Raw genomic sequence first — 18,761 nt, forward strand, 5'->3', positions numbered from 1 at the left:
CAGTGGGTTTCCCACGCTTCGCCGCCGTTACTCAGGTGACGTCGTTCGAGCCGGGAGACCCTGCGGGACGAGAAATCCGTCCCGCGCGCCGCCAGGGATGGCCGCGCTCCCAGCAAGGGCAAGATCCTTTCGCCGAGGTGACGTCGTTCGAGCCGGGAGACCCTGCGGGACGATAGCCCCGTCCCGCGCGCCGCCAGGGATGGCCGCGCTCCCAGCAGGGGCAAGATCCTTTCGCCGAGGTGACGTCGTTCGAGCCGGGAGACCCTGCGGGACGATAGCCCCGTCCCGCGCGCCGCCAGGGATGGCCGCGCTCCCAGCAAGGGCAAAACCCTTTCGCCGCAGAGTTCTCGTCTACTTCCGTGTCAAACCTTCCGTCGCCGACTGCGCGCTCCCGGCAAGAACAAAAACCGCGTCCGCAGCGGTGTTTTCCTGGGAGTGCTGCCGTCCCTGTCGTTTCGAAAGGGACGGAGATCTCCCGTCGCGGCTCTGGCCTTTCCTGGGAGCGTGGGCATCCTGCCCGCGCCCGCCCCGAAGGGGCGGCGGGTTGCCCACGCTTCGTCGTCGTTACTCAGGTGACGTCGTTCGAGTCGGGAGAGACCCTGCGGGACGAGAAATCCGTCCCGCGCGCCGCCAGGGATGGCCGCGCTCCCAGCAAGGGCAAAACCCTTTCGCCGCCGCGGTGTTTTCCTGGGAGCGTGGGCATCCTGCCCGCGCCCGCCCCGAAGGGGCGGCGGGTTGCCCACGCTTCGTCGTCGTTACTCAGGTGACGTCGTTCAGGACGGAGACCCTGCGGGACGATAGCCCCGTCCCGCGCGCCGCCAGGATGGCCGCGCTCCCAGCAGGGGCAAGATCCTCCGCCGCCGCGGTGTTTTCCTGGGAGCGCTGCCGTCCCTGTCGTTTCGAAAGGGACGAAGGATCTCCCGTCGCGGGTCTGGTTTTTCCTGGGAGCGTGGGCATCCTGCCCGCGCCCGCCCCGAAGGGGCGGCGGGTTGCCCACGCTTCGTCGTCGTTACTCAGGTGACGTCGTTCAGGACGGAGACCCTGCGGGACGATAGCCCCGTCCCGCGCGCCGCCAGGGATGGCCGCGCTCCCAGTAAGGGCAAAACCTTCGCCGCGATCGAGTTCGAGCGCTCCCAGCAAAGGCAACACCCCACGCCTCGGCGAAATGCGCTCCCAGCAGGGGCAAAACCCTCTCACAGCAAGCTCGCGGGCTCCCAGTGAGGAGAAGGCACTCCTCCGCTGCGACAGGCCGGACTTCGGCGAGGGCAAGGCCTTTCGCCGACAAGTATAGCGTTGGTTCAAATCAGTGAGAAGACGAGATTGAGCGCCCCTCCGGCGACAAGGGCCGTGGCGATCATGATGGCCACGGAGGCCGCCGCTTTGCGGCCGCCCAGTTCCTTTCCGAGGACGATGACGGTGGCGATGCAGGGGAAGGTCATGGCCAGGGTGACGACGGCGACGACCATCTGGCGCGGCGTCAGGCCAAGGGGGAGGAGGAGGCCCACGGCGACGTCCTTGCGGAGGAAGCCGAGGAGGATGGGCCCGGCCGCCTCGGGAGGGAGTCCGAGAACCCCGCGGAAGAAGGGGGCCAGGAGTCGGGCCAGGGCGGAGAGGATGCCGGCCATGTAGAGGAGATCGACGAGGAGCACGCCGCCCAGGACGAGAGGGATGGCCTCGACGAGAAAGTCTTTGACGCGGTACCAGAGTTTGGTTCCCAGCCCCCTGACGGAGGGGATCCGATAGGGGGGGATCTCGACGACCAGCTCGGGGCTGTAGCCGGGAAGGGTTTTGTGGAGGATCCGGCCCAGGACGACCCAGGAGAGGAAAAGGGTGGCGTAGACGACGGCGACGTAGCGCATGCCCCATGAGCCCAGGGAGCCGACGATCATGGCCTGGAGGCTGGCGCAGGGGACGGCGACGGAGATGAGCGTGGCGGCGATGAAACGCTCCCGCGACGATTCGAGGACTCGCGTGGCGAGGATGCCCGGCACGTTGCAGCCGATGCCGAGCAGCGTGGGGACGATGGCGTAGCCGTGGAGGCCCAGGCGGTGCAGGAGGGCGTCGAAGACCACGGCCAGCCGGGGCAGGTAGCCCAGATCTTCGAGGAAGCTGAGGGTGGTGTAGAAGGCGACGATGTAGGGCAGGACCATGACGAGAGGGACATAGAGTCCCGTCGAGAGGAGGCCGAAGCTCTGTTCGGGGTCGATGACGCCGTCTATGAGGTTGCCGATGAGGAGGTGGTGCAGCAGCCCCTCGCCGCCGAGAAGGTCGGAAAGGTGCCGGAGCGGAGGCATCCAGAGCCCTTCGTAGAGAGGGTCGAGGAGGATGTCTATGAGTCCCTCCCCCACCTGTCTGATGAACCAGAAGCTGAGAGCGAGAACGGAGAGGCCGATGACGCCGCCCCAGTGGCGGTCGACGCTGAGGTCTTCCATTCTGTCCCGGAAGGTGTGGTGGCGGTGTTCGACGCGCTGGACGGCTCCGATGATTTTCCCGATGCGAAGCCAGCGTTCGTCGGTCCCGGAGGGTTCGAAGGACGAGGGACGGGCCTCGCCGAGGCGATCGACGATCTCTTTGATGCCCTGTCCCGAGACGGCCACGGTGGGGACGACGGGGACGCCCAGTTCTCTCTCCAGGGCCTGCACGTCGACGATGATGCCCTTGTGGCGGGCCTCGTCGACCATGTTGAGGGCGATGATCGAGGGGATGCCCCGCTCCAGGGTCTGGAGGGTCAGGAAGAGGTTGCGCTCCAGAGCCGTGGCGTCGACGACGATCAGGGCCAGGGCGGCCCCTTCGTCGACGATGCGGCGGGCCACCTCTTCGGCCTCGTTGGTGGGGTCCAGCGTGTAGGCGCCGGGGACGTCGATGAGGCGGAAGCAGCGGCCCGGACGCCGCAGCCGCCCTTCGGTGAAACCTACCGTCGTCCCGGGGTAGTTGGACGAGAGGGCGTGAACGCCGGTGAGGCGGGAGAAAAAGACGCTTTTACCCACGTTGGGGTTGCCGATGAGGAGGATGCGGTCGCCGCAGACCTCCAGACCGGCGGAGGAAAGGCGGGAATCGGCGCGGCAGGGGCGGCGCCTCCCGTCGTGACGGGCGCTCATGGCTCGTCTCGGCCCTCCTCCGTCGCGTCGGGAATCACTTCGACGCGGCAGGCCACACCGTGACCGATGGCAAGCTGGCGACCGTCGAGAAGGACCGTGACGGGGCCGCAGAAGGGCATTCCCGATATCTTGCGCACCCGCTTGCCCTCGCGAAGGCCGAGAGCCTCCAGGCGTCGGCGGCATTCGCCCGAGGGCATGACGACGACGGTGGCATCGAGACCGCTCTCGAGCGTCTCAAGAGTCGACATAGCCGCGACCTCCTTGAATCGAATTAAAAGTAAGGGCAGCCAAACCATAGCCGCCTCGAGACGAACTGTCAAGGCGGAGAAGCCCTGCCGCGAAACGCACAGGAGGCGCTCCGGCCCTTGCGGGCGAGGCGCCTCCTGTGCAAAGCGCGGTCAGTCGTAGACGCGAAGCCAGAGGAGCCCCGTCGGCAGACGCAGAGGGACGGAGGCCTTGGCCGGTCCGGCCTCCAGAAGGGCATCCTGATGGATCACTTCCTGAGGGGACATGTCCAGTTCGATGCCCGAGTCGGAGCAGTTGACGGTGAAAAGGCCGTTGACGAGGTTGAGGAATTCGCCGACGGCGGCCTGGCAGAGCTCGTCGAAATCGGGAATCTCTATGCGGGAGTAGCGGCGGGCGAGGTCGAGGAAGACCTCTTTTTCGGCGTTGAGGGTGACGGTCAGTGCCCGGTCTCCCACCAGGCTCTGGCGGAAGGCGAAGCCTCCCGTGGGAAGGTCCTCCGCGAGGGGATCGATGGCCACGCCGGGATCGACGAAGCGGATGACGTTGCGGACGAAGAGGGTGACGTAATTTTCGATGAAACGCTGGCCCGACCCAGGCTTGCCCGCCAGAAGGGAGGCGACGGCGCCGTCGACGTCGTTGCTGTCGAAGGCCTCGTAGCTTTCGGCCGAGAGCCCCGAAGATCTGCGGTAGGCCTCGAGGGCCCGGAGGAATCCCCCGTGGGAGAAGACGCCCTCGTCGATGAGGATCTGCCCGAGGAGAACGTGTTTCCTCTGCTGGCGGGAGAGAAGGGCCTCGAGGGTTTCGACGGTGAGATACCCCTTTTCGATGGCGATCTCGCCGAAACGGCGGTCGGTCTGGCGCTGGGCCTCGTGAACGACCTGGACCTGCTCCGGCGTCATGTAGCCTGCGGCCAGGGCGAGAACGCCCAGGAGGGGGCGAACGTCGTCGAGGCGGTCGAAGGCCTGGGAGAGCTGAGAGGGGGTGACGAGACGCTCCCGCAGGAGGAAGAGGCCGAAAAGACGGCAGAGCATCAGTCCCACTCCCCTTCCAGGTTGCGCCGCAGGATCTCGAGGACATCGTCCCGCTCGAAGGGTTTCTGGATGAAATCGCAGGCTCCGGCGTCGATGGCGGCCTTGAGATTTTTGCGGGTGCCTGTCGACGAGGCGATGACGACGCGGGCGGCGGGGTCGAAACGGCGAATCTCGGAGAGGGCCTCGAGCCCGTTTTTGCGGGGCATGACGATATCCATGAAGACAAGGTCCGGGCGGTGTTCCCTGTAGAGGTCGATGGCCTGAAGGCCGTCCTGGGCCTCGAGAATCTCCAGATCTTCCCTTTCCTGCACCAGATCACGCATGAGGCGCCGGATCAGGACGGAATCGTCACAGATCAGGACCCTTTTTTTCTTCGTTTCACTCACGGAAGCGCACACCTCCCCGTCAGGCAATCCCGAGAAACGGGTTTCCTTCTCGCCCTTTTTTATAACTATAACACGCTTGGGCGGGAAGAGAGCAAGGAGAAGAGGCCTTTTCCCCCACCATCGGGTTCCAAGGCCTCTTTCTTTTTTCGTCTTCGCCGGAAAGATCCGGCGCCCGGAAAGGGGGATCTACTTCAGCAGAGCCTTGAGGCTTTCGGGAACGTCACCGCCGGCGTAGGATTTGGGGCCCACGATGGCCTGTCCCATTTTCTCGAAGACGGCCAACCCGCCGTCAGGGGCGAGGACGAAGGCGGCGAAAGATTCGGCCTCGTTCCGCTCGGGGGCGCCTTTGGGAAGGGTGAGACCGTAGACGACAGGCTCGCCCTTGGTGAGGATCTTGGTCCCCGGCTCGGCGCCGGAGCGCTCGACGACGGCCGTGGCGTAAAAGTCAGCCTGGTCGGGCTCTTTCAGGTTGATCGCATCGGGCAGTTCGACGAATTTGAAGCCGTGCTGGATGGCGACGGACCGGTATTCGAAGGCGTAGTCCATGGCGCCGCTTTCGACCATGGCCACGAGGTCGATGGCCTTGGGACGGACGGCCCGCAGGGGGTGGGCCAGGGCCCTGTCGTAGAGGCCGGCGGCCCCGTAGTGCTTTTCGGCCAGCTGAAGGACCATGAGGGAGCGGTAGCCGCAGGGATCGGCCTCGGGATCGGAATGGCCCCAGCGGACATCGTCTTTCATGAGGATGTCGTACCAGTTGGCGCCGTCGATCTGATCGGCGTATTTCGACTGGGGACTGTACATGAGAACCAGTTCGTTGGAGGCGAAGAGGATGTTGAAGTCGGCTGCGGCGGGACGGAGCAGGCGCTCGATGACCATGTAGTCGGCCGAGAGGAAGAGATCGCACTGGCCGCCCAGATCGATGATCTTGCGGGCCAGGGCGGCGCTGCCGCCCGATTCGCGCTGGATGTCCACGTCGGGGTGGGCCTTTTCGTAGAGGGCCTCGATCTCGGCCATGGGCGCGGCGAGGCTTCCTGCATGGAAGACGGTGACTTTCGTCGCCGCCAGGACGGGGAAGGCGGCGGAAAGGACAAAGAGCGCCGCCAAAGCGATGAGAAATCGGGTGCGTTTCATCAACAAACACCTCCGTGAGATGGTTTTGCCCTGTCGGATTGCCGGAAAAAGCGCCAGACGTCTTCTTTCAGGGGCAGCCCACCTCTCCGTCGGGGAAACGGCAGATCGAGGCGGGCCTGAAGCGGGCCCAGACACATTCGTCCCGGCGCAGGGCCAGGTCGAGAAGACGGGAAGGGGCCATCTGAGCCACGAGCCGGAGCGTTCCGAAGCGAAGGACGATGTCGAAGACGGCGCCGCGGGGGACGAGGGCCTCGACGCGGCAGGGGAAAGAGGCCTCGCCCGAGGGCTCGCGGCAGAGCTCGACGTCTTCGGGCCTGATGCCGAAGAGGGCCCTTCCGTCTGGGACGTCGGGAGAAAGGATCAGGCGCTTCCCGTCGTCAAGACGCCCCTCTCCGGCCGAGACGACGGCGCGGAAGAGATTTTTCATGCCCACGAAGGAGGCGACGCGACCGTTGACGGGGCGGCGGAAGACTTCCTCGACGGGGCCCACCTGCTGGAGGACGCCTTCGTCGAGGACGGCGACGCGCTGGCCCAGAGAGAGGACTTCGCCGAAGTCGTGAGTGACCATGAGGAGGGTCAGCCCCTGGCCGTGGAGCTCGCGGAGGTGGCTCTGGATCTCCTCTCGGAAGAGAGGGTCCAACGCAGCCAGAGGCTCGTCGAGAAGGAGAAGGTCGGGCCTGACGGCCAGGGCTCGGGCCAGAGCCGTCCTCTGCCGTTCCCCTCCGGAGAGGGTGAGGGGGCGACGGTCCAGCAGATGGCCCAGCCGGAGGAGGTCGACGAGACCGTCGATGTGGGCCCTGTCGCCTCCTCCGCAGAAGCGGAGGCCGTAGGCGATGTTCTGGGCCACGGTGAGGTGAGGGAAGAGGGCATAGTCCTGATAGACGAGGGCGACGCGACGGCGCTCCGGCGGGAGAACCGTCACGTCTCTCCCGTCGAGGGCGATCGTGCCGCCGCTGATGGGCTGAAGACCGGCGATGGCCTCCAGCAGCAGGGTTTTCCCCGCGCCGCTGGGTCCGACGAGCATGAAGAACTCGCCCTCCTCGACTTCCAGATCGAGAGGGGCCAGTCGGAAGCCCGGAAGATCGATGGAGAGACCGGCGAGCCTAATCACGGCCGCCCACCTCCCGGGATCGGCCGGAAGCGACGAGGCGAAGGAGGACGAAGAGGACGAGGCAGACGGAGACGAGCTGGACGGCGACGGGAGACGAGTAGCGGAGGCCGAAGGTGGCGAAGCGGTCGTAGATGAGGGTGGGCGCCACCATGGGGTGGTAGGCCATGATGACGACGGCGCCGAATTCGCTGATGGCCCGGGCCCAGCTCATGATGAGCCCTGAGAGGATGCCCCTCTTGGCCAGGGGAAGGGTGACGCGGAAGAAGGTGTAGCCCCAGGAGGCCCCCAGAGTGCGGCTGACCCGCTCCAGGCGGGGAGAGACGGAGGCGAAGGCGTCGCGGGCGGCGTCGACGTAGAAAGGGACGCTGACGAAGATGCAGGCCAGGACGATGGCCAGGTTGCTGTTCACGGGGGAGAAGCCCATGGCCACGAGGAGCGAGCCCAGGGGCGCCTTGGGGGAGAAGGTCATGAGGACGGCGATGCCCGCCACGGTGTGAGGAACCATGATGGGAAGGTCGATGAGGGCCTCCAGAAGGGACCGGCCTCGGAAATCGTGGCGGGCCAGGAGGTAGGCCAGAGGAGTCCCGAAGAGGGCGATGACGGCCGTGGCGGCCAAAGCCGTCCAGAGGCTGCGCCAGATTGCGGCCAGGACCTGAGCGTCGCGGGCCGTCTCGACGACGACGGCCCAGTCGGCCCGAAGGTAGAGACCGGCCAGAGGCCAAGCGACGTAGAAGACGAGAAAGGAGCTCATGAGAAGCAGAAAGAAGCGGTTACGCCAGGACGAAGGCACGAGGACACCCCTCTCACAGGAAGAGAGGCCGGCTCCCAGAAGGGAGACGGCCTCTCGGCAAGACGTCCCTTCCTCCTTTCCGAACGCGGGAGGTGCCCTCGTTTCCGAAGACACCCCGGCCTGAAGACCATGGCCGAAGCTTTAGGTCACCAGGCTCGGAGGTTATTGATCGTTTTCGCTGCGAGTAGAGGGTACCACAGGTGAGAATTCCTATCAACAGGGTTTTTCGCCCCTCGCGGAAACGGGCCGCAGAGAGGTTTGGTCCCTGTCGGGAGCGTCCGAACTCGACCGCGAAAGGGTCTTGCCTCTGCCGGGAGCGCGCAGTCGGCGACGGAAGGTTGGACACGGGGGTAGACGAGAACTCTGCGGCGAAAGGGGCTTGCCCTTGCTGGGAGCGCTCGAACTCAATCGCGGCGGAGGTTTTGCCCTTGCTGGGAGCGCGGCCATCTTGGCGGCGCGCGGGACGGATCTTTCGTCCCGCAGGGTTTCCCGGCTTGGACGACGTCACCTCGGCGACGACGGCGACGTGCGTGAAGACCCACCGCCCCTTCGGGGCGGGCGCGGGCAGGATGCCCACGCTCCCAGGAAAAACCAGACCCGCGACGGGAGATCCTTCGTCCCTTTCGAAGCTCCCAGGAAAACACCGCGGCGGCGGAGGTTTTGCCCTTGCTGGGAGCGCGGCCATCTTGGCGACGCGCGGGACGGATTTCTCGTCCCGCAGGGTCTCCCGACTCGGACGACGTCCCCTCGGCGGAGGGGTTTTGCCCCTGCTGGGAGCGCGGCCATCCTGGCGGCGCGCGGGACGGGGTTACCGTCCCGCAGGGTCTCCGTCCTGAACGACGTCACCTGAGTAACGACGGCGAAGCGTGGGAACCCCACCGCCCCTTCGGGGCGGGCGCGGGCAGGATGCCCACGCTCCCAGGAAAGGCCAGAGCCGCGACGGGAGATCCTTCGTCCCTTTCGAAGCTCCCAGGAAAACACCGCGGCGGCGGAGGGTTTTTCCCTTGCTGGGAGCGCTCGAACTCGATCGCGGCGGAGGTTTTGCCCTTGCTGGGAGCGCGGCCATCTTGGCGGCGCGCGGGACGGATTTCTCGTCCCGCAGGGTCTCCCGACTCGAACGACGTCACCTCGGCGACGACGGCGACGTGCGTGAAGACCCACCGCCCCTTCGGGGCGGGCGCGGGCAGGATGCCCACGCTCCCAGGAAAGGCCAGAGTCGCGACGGGAGATCCTTCGTCCCTTTCGAAGCTCCCAGGAAAACACCGCTGCGGCGGAGGTTTCGCCCTTGCTGGGAGCGCTCGAACTCAATCGCGGCGGAGGTTTTGCCCTTGCTGGGAGCGCGGCCATCCCTGGCGGCGCGCGGGACGGATTTCTCGTCCCGCAGGGTCTCCCGACTCGAACAACGTCACCTCGGCGACGACGGCGACGTGCGTGAAGACCCACCGCCCCTTCGGGGCGGGCGCGGGCAGGATGCCCACGCTCCCAGGAAAGGCCAGAGCCGCGACGGGAGATCCTTCGTCCCTTTCGAAACGGCAGGGACGACAGCGCTCCCAGGGGAAGCCGGCTACGGACGCGGTTTTTTGTTCTTGCTGGGAGCGCGCAGCCGGCGACGGAAGGTTGGACACGGGAGTAGACGAAAACTCTGCGGCGAAAGGATCTTGCCCTTGCTGGGAGCGCGGCCATCTTGGCGGCGCGCGGGACGGATTTCTCGTCCCGCGGGGTCTCCGTCCTGAACGACATCACCTGAGTAACGACGGCGACGTGCGTGAAGACCCACCGCCCCTTCGGGGAGGAACCTCGCCTTCAGACCCAGCGGAAGGAGCTGGCCTTGACGAGGACGGAGACGTCCCTGCCCGGGTGAAGGCCCATCTCTCTGACGGCCTCGCCCGTCAGGCGGGCCGTCAGGGCCAGGCCGCCGGCCTGGACTTTGACGAGGACCCGGCCCGTGCCGTTTTCGTAGACCATCTGAGCCACGGAGCAGCGCAGGGCGTTACGGGCCGACAGGCCCTCCGGTACGGAGATGGCCAAAAGGAGCGATCCGGGATCGACGGCGGCGACGGCCTCGTCGAGAGGCCCCGAGGAAGGGGGTGCGAGGGCGCGGAGCCTCTGGCCGTCGGCGAGATCCTTGACGACGAGGCCGTCGAGCTCTTTCCGCCAGGGGCCGAAGACGAGATTCTCCGGTCCGATGGCGATGATTCTGCCCCCGAAAAAGTGGACCACTTCATCGGCCACGTCGTTGATCCAGAGCTGGTCGTGGCTCACGAGCAGGAGCGTCGTCCCCCACTCGTCGCGGGCACGAAGGGCCGCCTCCTGGATGCGCAGGGCGCTCTGGACGTCGACGCTGGACGTGGGCTCGTCGAGCAGCAGGACGCGGGGACGGAGGGCGAGGCGGGCGGCCAGGGCGACGCGCTGGGCCTCGCCTCCCGAAAGCTGGTACCAGAGGCGGGAGGCGAAGCGGGCGCCGTCGAGTCCGACGGAGCGGAGAGCCTGGAAGGCGCGGTCTTTCATCTCCGACGACGAGAGGTCCCCTCTGATCCTCAGGCCGTAGGCGACGTTATCGAAGACGCTTCGCTTGAGCAGATAGGGTTCCTGGAGCAGGAGGGTCACTTCGTTCCTGGCCTCGATCCGTTCCCTGTCGCAGGTCATGCCCTTCTCCCACAGGATCCGACCTCCGTAGCGGAGCAAGCCGTCGTCGGGGGCTTCGAGAAAGGCGAGGAGGCGAAGGAGGGTGCTTTTTCCGCTGCCGTTGGGACCGACGAAACCGACGACCCGTCCCGCAGCGAGGTCGAGGTGATCGATGTCGAGGACCGTCCGTTTTCCGTAGACGCGCCGGATGCCCCTGAGCTCGTAAAGAGGCGGAGCCGATGCCGTCATGACCGTGCCCTCCTGCGCAGCAGGGAGGCCGATCCGTTGACGGCGAAGGCGAAAAGGAGAAGGACCAGGCCCAGGGCGACGCCCATGGCGAACTCCCCCTTGCCCGTTTCGAGGGTGATGGCCGTCGTGATGGTCCGCGTCCGCCACTTGATGTTGCCGCCGATCATCATGGAGACGCCCACTTCGGAGATGATCCGTCCGTAGGCGCTGGCCGCCGCCAGGAGGACGCCGTAGCGCGACTCGACGAGGCTGGCCAGAGCCAGCTGCCGTCTGTCGGCCCCAAGGGTCAGAAGGGTCAGGGAAAGACGGTGATCGAGGCTTTCTACGGCCGAGGCCGTCAGGGCCACGACGACGGGGAGAGCGAGGATGACCTGGCCTATGGCCACGCCGGGAAGGGAGAAAAGAAGCTCCATCCCTCCCAGGGGACCCCGGCGGGAGACGAAGGCGTAGACGAGAAGGCCGACGACGACGGTCGGCAGTCCCAGGAGGGTGTCGACGACGGCGCGACAGAGCTTGCGACCCCGAAAGTCGCCGTAGCCGAGAAGGAAACCGAGGGGAATGCCCAGGAGAAGGCTGAAGGAGATGGAGAGGGACGAGAGTTTGAGCGTGGTGAATATGGCGCTCCAGGTCTCCTCGTCGCCGGACAGGAGCAGGACGAGAGCCTGAGAGAGGCCTTCAGCGAGATAGTCCAAGCCGTTTCCCTCCAGTACTCTATCCTAAGGAAGTTCGAATGTCGGGACAGGCCCGGACCTGCAGGGCTCGACGAACGGGCGGCGCAGGTCGCCAGGATCAGGTCTCTTGCGCGTCGCCGTCTGAGAACCGTCTCAACCGCCGACGGAATCGGGTTCCGAAAAAAGCCTTTCCAGGCCCGGCCCGTTTGCCCGCTCCTTCGGTCCGACGGGCGTCGGACGAGAAAGTTCTCCCGCCCGACGCCCCACCATGCGATGCTTTTCAGGGGTTTTTGGCTTTCCACTGATCGGAGTTGGGAAAGAAGAGGGGCTCGCCGTACTTCTCGACGCCGAAGTCCCTGACGAGAGACTGAGCCTCGTCACTGCAGAGCCAGTCCGTGAAGGCCAGGGCCCCTTCGACGTTCAGACCCTGAAACGTCTCGGGATTGACGCGGATGACGGCGATGTAATTGTAGAGGAAGGGATCACCTTCCACCAGGACTTCGAGGGAAATGTCCTTTTTCATCGTCAGAACCGTGGCCCGGTCCATGAGGACGTAGCTTCCCCGGCGGTTGGCGAACTGCGTCGTGGCCTTGTTGCCGGCCTTGCCGATCTCGTAGAGGACGTACCCGTCCCCTCCGGGAACGATGCCCGCCTTCTCCCAGACTTCCATCTCTTTGACATGGGTCCCCGAGTTGTCGCCGCGGGTCACGAAGGGGGCCCCCGAGGCGGCGATTTTCCGGAAGGCCGCGGCGGCGTCCTTCATGCCGCGCACGCCGGCAGGATCCTCTTTGGGGCCGAGGATGACGAAGTCGTTGTACATGACGTCGCGGCGGTCGATGCCGAAGCCGTCGGCGACGAACTGATCCTCGAGCCTGCGGGCATGGACCATGACCATGTCGAAGTTGCCCGATTTGGCCTTCTCCAGCGTGGCTCCCGTGCCGGCTCCCTCGAAGACGACTTTCGTTCCCGTCTTTTTCTCGAAGGCCTCGGCGAAGGCCTTGACGATGCCGGCGTCGATGGGACCGATGGTGCTGGAAAGACGGACCTCGGGGGCCGCCAGGGCCGGCAGGACCGCTGCGAGAACGATGAGGACGGAAAGAAGGAGAGGAGCGAAGCGCCCTCTCGACGTTCGGATGCGATTCATGGCGGAAGACCTCCCTTGTTGTTGTCGACCGTGAAAAAGCTACTCGTCGGCGTTGGGGAAGAAGAGTTGCTTGCCCGAGAGGGTGAACTCGGCGATGAGCTTCTGTCCCTCAGGCGAGGTGATCCAGTCCGTGAAGGCCTTGGCCTCTTCCGTTCTCGTGGCGTCCCACTTGGCGGGGTTGACGGTGATGACGCTGTACTGGTTGCGGAGCGAGGCGTCGCCTTCGGAGAGGATCACCAGAGGGGGGTTGCCCTTGTGGTTCTCCTCGTACTTGATGTAGGTTCCCCGGTCCGTGAGGGTGTAGCCGTCGCGCTCTCCGGCGATGGCGATGGTCTGGATCATGCCCTGGCCGACCTGGACATACCACTCTTCCTTGTCGGGAGCCTCGATTCCCGCCTCTTTCCAGAGGGCGAGTTCCTTCATGTGCGTGCCCGATTTATCGGCCCGGCTGGTGAAAACGGCCTTCTTGGAGGCGATGGCCTTGAGGGTTTCGGCGGCCGAGAGGCCCTTGACGGCGGCGGGGTCTTCCTTGGGACCGATGAAGATGAAGTCGTTGTACATGACCTGGCGACGGTCGACGCCGAAGCCGCCGTCCATGAAGACCTGTTCCGATTCGGGGTCGTGGACGAAGAGGATATCCACGTCGCCGTTGCGGCCGAACTCGATGGCCTTGCCCGTGCCGACGGCGACCCACTGGAGCTCGATGCCCTTCTCTTTCTGAAAAAGGGGCGCCAGGTAGTCGAGAAGTCCCGTGTTGTCCGTGCTGGTCGTCGTGGCCATGCGGAGGACGGGGAGCTTGGCCGAGGCGACGGAGGCCAGGCAGAAGGCGGAGAGGGCGACGAGAAGGAGCCCCCACGGCAGGCGACGGCTGCGAATTTTCGCGAACATATGTCTTCCCTTCTTTCTTTTGCTTGTTTGATGCGGTTCGAACGGCCAAAACGCGCTATCCCCTTCGAGCGGACAGAAAGGCGTTCCCTCCGGCGACGCAAGGGGCGCAAAAAAAGATCCATCCGCAACGAGGATGGATCCGACGGGCCTGGAGCCCTCGATCCCTCCTTTCCGATCACGGGAGGCCCCCCCGTTTCCGGGAGAACCCGTCGGTCCGACGGCCTTGGGAAGTTCCTTTAGGCGGAATCGGACTCGGAGGCGTTATGAAGAGGGGCCTCAAGCCCCCCGGTCAACCTTTGCGGATGAAAGTGCCGACGTGCTCGCCCCTGAGGGCGCGGGTGATGTTGCCCTCGACGGTGCCGTCGATGATCTGGATCACGTCGAGGACTTCGCTGTTGGCCAGGATCTCCAGACAGGGACGCTCGATGATGAGATCGTCCAGGTCGAGGCCCGTCAGCTCGTCGACGGTGATATCGGCGATGAATTCGGCCTCGGGGTTCTTCTTGGGATCGTCGGTGTAGAGGCCCTTCTCGTCCTTGACGAAGATGCAGCTCCGGGCACCGATGAGATGGGCCAGAAGGGCCGTGCCCACGTCGGTGCGGTGGAGAGGAATGCGCCCCTGAGCCGGCGGAAAGGAGAAATAGTCGTAGGGAGGCATGCCGGGGCAGACGGGAATGCAGCCCTGTTCGAAATAGGACCAGAGCTTGACGATGTCGGCCGAATCGATGAGGATGCCGCCCCAGGGGGCCAGAAGGGTGGCGATGAGAAGGGCGTTCTGCTCCGAGACGGCGCTGCCGAACTTGGCGACGACGCCCGTGGGCATGCCCATCTCGAGGCCGATGGTGTAGATGTGGCGGCTCCGCGTGCCGCCGCCCGTGGTGAGGAGCATCTTGTGCGAATCCTTGTTGGCGACGATCTCCTTGAGAATGGGCGGCAGGGCCTTGGCTCCCCTGTCGGAGATGGACTGACCGCCGATCTTGAGGACGTTGACGTCGGGGAAGAGACGGACCTGAGGGGCCGTCTCCATCGTCGAGGCCAGCTTTCGGCTGACGAGGCTTTCGCCCATGAGACGGCTCTTGACGTGAAGGCGCTTTCCGTCCTTTTCGCGGATGAGGGACATGGCTTCCTCCTGTCGATCCTTATAGAAAGGGGCGGGGCCGGAAACTTCGGCCCCGCCCTACCTGTTCTCCGAGGCGATCAGGCCTCGTCGTCGCGGTGGCGGCGGTCGCCTTTGCCTCCCTCGAGGAGAACCAGTTCGGCACCGATCTCGTCGGCGATCTTTTTGATCTCGTCAAACCGGAGATGCTTGGCGTAGACCTTGAGGTCCGCCCCTGAAACGGCGACGACGCGATAGCGGGGTCGCTTTTCCTCGCAACCGGCCTTGCGGCGCTCGCGGCAGTAGATCTTGGCTGCCATCATCGATCCCCCCTGATGAGTGATTCTTTTCAAATCATAGCAGAGAGTCTACGAAGACGAAAGCCCCGACCTCTTTCCCGAATCAGCAGGCTCTTCAAGACAACGTCGGGTCCAGGGATTCGAGGTCCACCTCGCAGGTGCGGTTCGAGGCAACCGTCTCCGTCCTACAGGCGCCTCCTGGCCGGACCGATGGACGTCCCTCCTGTTTTTGCCTGCCGATCGGGGTCTTTGCGCTCCTTGCTGTCCAGAACCTGCCAGGCTCCCTTCTCCAGCGGAACGAGGGGAAGGACGGGACGACCGGCCCAGAGGCGGGGCCGGATCCAGCCTCCGGTCAGGACCCGGTCGTCGAGGTCGGGGACGCCGCCGTCGCGATCGAGGGAGACGACATGGACACCCTCCCCTCTCAGCACGGAGACCGTCGTCTCCGTGCCCAGATCGCGGAGAGAGCCCCAGGCGATGAAACGGCCGCTCCAGCCCCAGGCGGTGAGCCCCACGGCGGCAGCGGCACCGATGAGCCCCTCGTCGGTGCCGCCGTGGCCGGAGAGATGGCTCTCTCCTGCGACGGAGAAGGCCTCGGCCTTCGTGACGACGCGACGGGTGCAGGCCAAACCGTGTTCGACAAGGGCCGGAAGAGAGACGTCGCTCTCGGCGGCGACGCAGAGACCGGGATCGCTTCCCTCAATGAAGTGAGCTGCCAGATGGGCCGAGGCCGCCTCGACGAGGGCGTCTCTCAGAGAGGCACCGGGAGCCTCGACGACGACGCAGGCCGAACTGTTGTGGGAGGTGTAAGGGATGGAAGGGTGGACGAGAAGCTGATGACGAACGACGCCAAAACAGCGGCATCCCCCAGGGAGAGCCGCCTCGAACCATCGGGCAATCTTACCGGTGCCCCTTCCCGCATCAAGGGTATCGGTATCGTCAAAGCCGACGAAAAAACGCACCTACGACTCCCCCCGCCTAAGCTTTATCTGCAACCTTCCTGCGGGACCCACGCCCTCAAAAGGGGGGGGTGGGGGAGGCGGCAGACCTCCCCCGGTGGTCGTGATGGATACCGGCTCTGGTATCACAAAAAGGCCACCCTCCGCATTGGAAGGTGGCCTCAGCCAGCGAATGAACGCATCTCCTTTCCAAACACGGGAGGCATTCTCGTTTCCAAGAATACCCATAGGCCGGATAACCGTGGGAAGACCTTTAGGTCCTCCGGCTCGGAGTCGTATTCGATTGTGAAGTGATTGTACCATTGCGCTTCCGAAAAGGCAAGGGCTTTCGCACATCCTGGAAGAACAGCGGGATCTTCCTGGGAGCGTGGGCATCCTTGCCCGCGCCCGGCCCGAAGGGACGGAGGGGTTCTCGGCACGTCTCCGCCATCGCCGAGGTGACGTCATTCAAGCCGGGAAACCCTGCGGGACGAGAAATCCGTCCCGCGCGCCGCCAAGATGGCCGCGCTCCCAGCAAGGGCAAAACCTCCGCCGCGATCGAGTTCGAGCGCTCCCAGCAAGGGCAAAACCCTCCGCCGCCGCGGGGTCTTCCTGGGAGCGTGGGCATCCTGCCCGCGCCCGGCCCGAAGGGACGGAGGGGTTCTCGGCACGTCTCCGCCATCGCCGAGGTGACGTCGTCCAAGCCGGGAAACCCTGCGGGACGAGAAATCCGTCCCGCGCGCCGCCAAGATGGCCGCGCTCCCAGAAAAGGCAAGACCCCGCCGCCGCGATCGAGTTCGAGCGCTCCCAGCAAGGGCAAAACCCTCCGCCGCCGCGGTGTTTTCCTGGGAGCGTGGGCATCCTGCCCGCGCCCGCCCCGAAGGAACGGAGGGGTTCTCGGCACGTCTCCGCCATCGCCGAGGTGACGTCGTCCAAGCCGGGAAACCCTGCGGGACGAGAAATCCGTCCCGCGCGCCGCCAAGATGGCCGCGCTCCCAGCAAGGGCAAAACCGCCGCCGCGATCGAGTTCGAGCGCTCCCAGCAAGGGCAAAACCCTCCTCCGCAGCGGGTTTTTCCTGGGAGCGTGGGCATCCTTGCCCGCGCCCGGCCCGAAGGGACGGAGGGGTTCTCGGCACGTCTCCGCCATCGCCGAGGTGACGTCGTCCAAGCCGGGAAACCCTGCGGGACGAGAAATCCGTCCCGCGCGCCGCCAAGATGGCCGCGCTCCCAGCAAGGGCAAAACCTCCGCCGCGATCGAGTTCGAGCGCTTTCAGCAAAGGCAAGACCCGCCGCGACCGAGCTTGGCTGTTTCAGCAGGGGCAAAACCTCTGTTTCCGCGGCGGGCCCTGCCGCCCCATGAGGGGCGGCAAGGCCGCGCGGGAAGGCCCTTCTCTTTTATATGTCTCCGTCCATGAAGGGATAGCGGTAGTGGGTCGGAGGCAGGAGGTTTTCTTTGATCGTCCTCGGGGAGAGCCAGCGCATCAGATTCAGGGCACTGCCGGCCTTGTCGTTCGTTCCCGATCCGCGGGAACCGCCGAAGGGCTGTTGACCGACGACGGCCCCCGTCGGCTTGTCGTTGATGTAGAAGTTGCCCGCGGCATAGCGCAGCTTGCGGCAGGCGAGCTGGGCGGCGTAGCGATCGTGGGCGAAGACGGCTCCGGTGAGGGCGTAGGGCGAGGTTCCGTCGCAGAGCTCGAGGGTCTTCTCGTAGTCGCCGTCTTCGTAGACGTAGACGGTCAGAACGGGGCCGAAGAGCTCCTCCTCCATGGTGACGAAGTGGGGATCGTCGGTCCTGATGACGGTAGGGCGGACGAAGTAGCCTCGGCTCTTGTCGTACTGTCCTCCTGCGATGATCTCCGCCTCAGGAGCCAGCCGCGCCCGATCGATGTGGGAGGAGAGGGTGTCGAAAGAGGCTTCGTCGATGACGGCGTTGACGAAGTTGTCGAAATCGGCCACATCTCCCATGGAGAGCTCCTCCGTCCAGGCGACGAGCCGTTCCTTGACCTGGGGCCAGAGGGAACGGGGGATGTAGGCCCGAGAGGCGGCGGAACATTTCTGCCCCTGGTACTCGAAGGCGCCGCGCACCAGGGCCGTGGCCACTTCGTCGGCGTCGGCCGAGGCGTGGACCATGACGAAGTCCTTGCCGCCCGTCTCGCCGACGAGACGGGGGTAGCTGCGGTACCGCTCCAGGTTTTCGCCGACGGAACGCCAGAGGCCGTTGAAGGTGGAGTTCGATCCGGTGAAGTGAAGTCCGGCAAAGTCGCGGTGGGCCAGAGCCGCCCCTCCGATGGCCGATCCCGGACCGGGGAGGAAGTTGATGACGCCGTCGGGAAGGCCGGCCTCCTTGTAGATCTTCATCAGGTAGTAGTTGGAGAGGAGGGCCGTCGAGGCCGGCTTCCAGACGGTGACGTTGCCCATGACGGCGGGAGCCGTGTTGAGGTTGAGGGCGATGGCCGTGAAGTTGAAGGGCGTCACGGCAAGGACGAAGCCTTCGAGGGGGCGGTACTCCATGCGGTTGATGCAGTCGCCTCCGGGGAGGGGCTGGCCGGAATAGATGCAGGAGGCGAAGTAGGCGTTGAAGCGCAGGTAGTCGATCACTTCGGCGGCGGCGTCGATCTCGGCCTGGTAGACGCTTTTGCCCTGGCCCAGCATGGTGGCGGCGTTGATGAGATAACGATATTTTTTGCTGAGCAGCTCGGCGGCGCGGAGCATGATGGACGTCCGCTCGATCCAGGAGAGATCCATCCAGGCGGCCTTGGCCTTCAGGGAGGCCTCGATGGCCGCCCGCGTCTCGTCGGGGCCGGCCTTGTGGTAGGTGGCGAGGACGTGACGGTGATCGTGGGGCATGACGACGGTGCCCGTCCGCCCCGTCCGCACCTCCTTGCCGCCGATGATGAGGGGGATTTCGATGGGATTCTCGCTCTGACGGCGCAGTTCGGCCTGGAGGGCCGTTCTTTCGGCACAACCGGGGCCATAGGAGAAGAGGTTTTCGTTCACGGGAACATCGAAACGGAATACAGCTTGGTTCATCATGGCACCTCCATCGGAAGATTTCGTA

General features: G+C 65.4%; 15 protein-coding genes and 3 riboswitches. All 15 genes read right to left on the minus strand.

The features are described 5' to 3' along the window. Positions 1-1,298: 1,298 nt before the first annotated feature. Positions 1,299-3,098, minus strand: coding sequence for a ferrous iron transporter B (locus KAR29_RS11535; RefSeq protein WP_274373131.1), 1,800 nt, complete (start codon positions 3,096-3,098; stop codon positions 1,299-1,301). Next, positions 3,095-3,346 (minus strand): FeoA family protein, encoded by a 252-nt coding sequence (locus tag KAR29_RS11540; protein WP_274373132.1) that lies wholly within the window; start codon positions 3,344-3,346, stop codon positions 3,095-3,097. Before KAR29_RS11540 ends, KAR29_RS11535 begins: the two co-directional genes overlap by 4 nt. Before the next feature lie 150 nt (positions 3,347-3,496). Beyond that, positions 3,497-4,375, minus strand: coding sequence for a chemotaxis protein CheX (locus tag KAR29_RS11545; RefSeq protein ID WP_274373133.1), 879 nt, complete (start codon positions 4,373-4,375; stop codon positions 3,497-3,499). Next, positions 4,375-4,761, minus strand: coding sequence for a response regulator (locus KAR29_RS11550; protein ID WP_274373134.1), 387 nt, complete (start codon positions 4,759-4,761; stop codon positions 4,375-4,377). The genes KAR29_RS11545 and KAR29_RS11550 overlap by 1 nt, the downstream gene beginning before the upstream one ends. A gap of 186 nt (positions 4,762-4,947) precedes the next feature. Then, the gene (gene wtpA / locus KAR29_RS11555; RefSeq protein WP_274373135.1) at positions 4,948-5,892 is read right to left on the minus strand and encodes a tungstate ABC transporter substrate-binding protein WtpA; all 945 of its coding nucleotides are present in this window, start codon (positions 5,890-5,892) and stop codon (positions 4,948-4,950) included. A gap of 67 nt (positions 5,893-5,959) precedes the next feature. Further along, positions 5,960-7,003 (minus strand): ABC transporter ATP-binding protein, encoded by a 1,044-nt coding sequence (locus tag KAR29_RS11560; RefSeq protein WP_274373136.1) that lies wholly within the window; start codon positions 7,001-7,003, stop codon positions 5,960-5,962. Continuing rightward, positions 6,996-7,754, minus strand: coding sequence for an ABC transporter permease (locus tag KAR29_RS11565; RefSeq protein ID WP_274373137.1), 759 nt, complete (start codon positions 7,752-7,754; stop codon positions 6,996-6,998). The genes KAR29_RS11560 and KAR29_RS11565 overlap by 8 nt, the downstream gene beginning before the upstream one ends. Positions 7,755-7,849: 95 nt before the next feature. Further along, a riboswitch (molybdenum cofactor riboswitch) is annotated at positions 7,850-7,966 on the minus strand. A 1,630-nt stretch (positions 7,967-9,596) separates the two neighbouring features. Then, positions 9,597-10,667 carry an ATP-binding cassette domain-containing protein gene (locus KAR29_RS11570; protein WP_274373138.1) on the minus strand — a complete coding sequence of 357 codons (1,071 nt, stop codon included), beginning with the start codon at positions 10,665-10,667 and terminating at the stop codon, positions 9,597-9,599. Next, positions 10,664-11,359 (minus strand): ABC transporter permease, encoded by a 696-nt coding sequence (locus tag KAR29_RS11575; protein ID WP_274373139.1) that lies wholly within the window; start codon positions 11,357-11,359, stop codon positions 10,664-10,666. The genes KAR29_RS11570 and KAR29_RS11575 overlap by 4 nt, the downstream gene beginning before the upstream one ends. A 259-nt stretch (positions 11,360-11,618) precedes the next feature. Further along, positions 11,619-12,482: a substrate-binding domain-containing protein gene (locus KAR29_RS11580; protein WP_274373140.1), complete on the minus strand. Its 864-nt coding sequence runs from the start codon at positions 12,480-12,482 to the stop codon at positions 11,619-11,621. A gap of 39 nt (positions 12,483-12,521) precedes the next feature. Further along, entirely contained in the window at positions 12,522-13,370 is an 849-nt protein-coding gene (locus tag KAR29_RS11585; RefSeq protein WP_274373141.1) for a substrate-binding domain-containing protein, read from the minus strand. Between the two features lie 148 nt (positions 13,371-13,518). Next, a riboswitch (molybdenum cofactor riboswitch) is annotated at positions 13,519-13,640 on the minus strand. Positions 13,641-13,659: 19 nt separating this feature from the next. After that, on the minus strand, positions 13,660-14,490 hold the full coding sequence (locus KAR29_RS11590) for an amino acid kinase family protein (protein ID WP_274373142.1): 831 nt from the start codon (positions 14,488-14,490) through the stop codon (positions 13,660-13,662). A 77-nt stretch (positions 14,491-14,567) separates the two neighbouring features. Beyond that, on the minus strand, positions 14,568-14,786 hold the full coding sequence (locus tag KAR29_RS11595) for a hypothetical protein (protein ID WP_274373143.1): 219 nt from the start codon (positions 14,784-14,786) through the stop codon (positions 14,568-14,570). 164 nt (positions 14,787-14,950) lie between these two features. Beyond that, positions 14,951-15,727 carry a hypothetical protein gene (locus KAR29_RS11600; protein WP_274373144.1) on the minus strand — a complete coding sequence of 259 codons (777 nt, stop codon included), beginning with the start codon at positions 15,725-15,727 and terminating at the stop codon, positions 14,951-14,953. A gap of 163 nt (positions 15,728-15,890) precedes the next feature. Beyond that, positions 15,891-16,009: riboswitch (molybdenum cofactor riboswitch) on the minus strand. A gap of 1,089 nt (positions 16,010-17,098) precedes the next feature. Beyond that, a complete protein-coding gene (gene pruA / locus KAR29_RS11605; RefSeq protein WP_274373145.1) occupies positions 17,099-18,733 on the minus strand; it encodes an L-glutamate gamma-semialdehyde dehydrogenase in 1,635 nt (544 codons plus the stop codon). Positions 18,734-18,761 lie beyond the last annotated feature (28 nt).

It is taken from the genome of Aminithiophilus ramosus, from assembly GCF_018069705.1.
In the GTDB taxonomy this organism is placed as follows: domain Bacteria; phylum Synergistota; class Synergistia; order Synergistales; family Aminithiophilaceae; genus Aminithiophilus; species Aminithiophilus ramosus.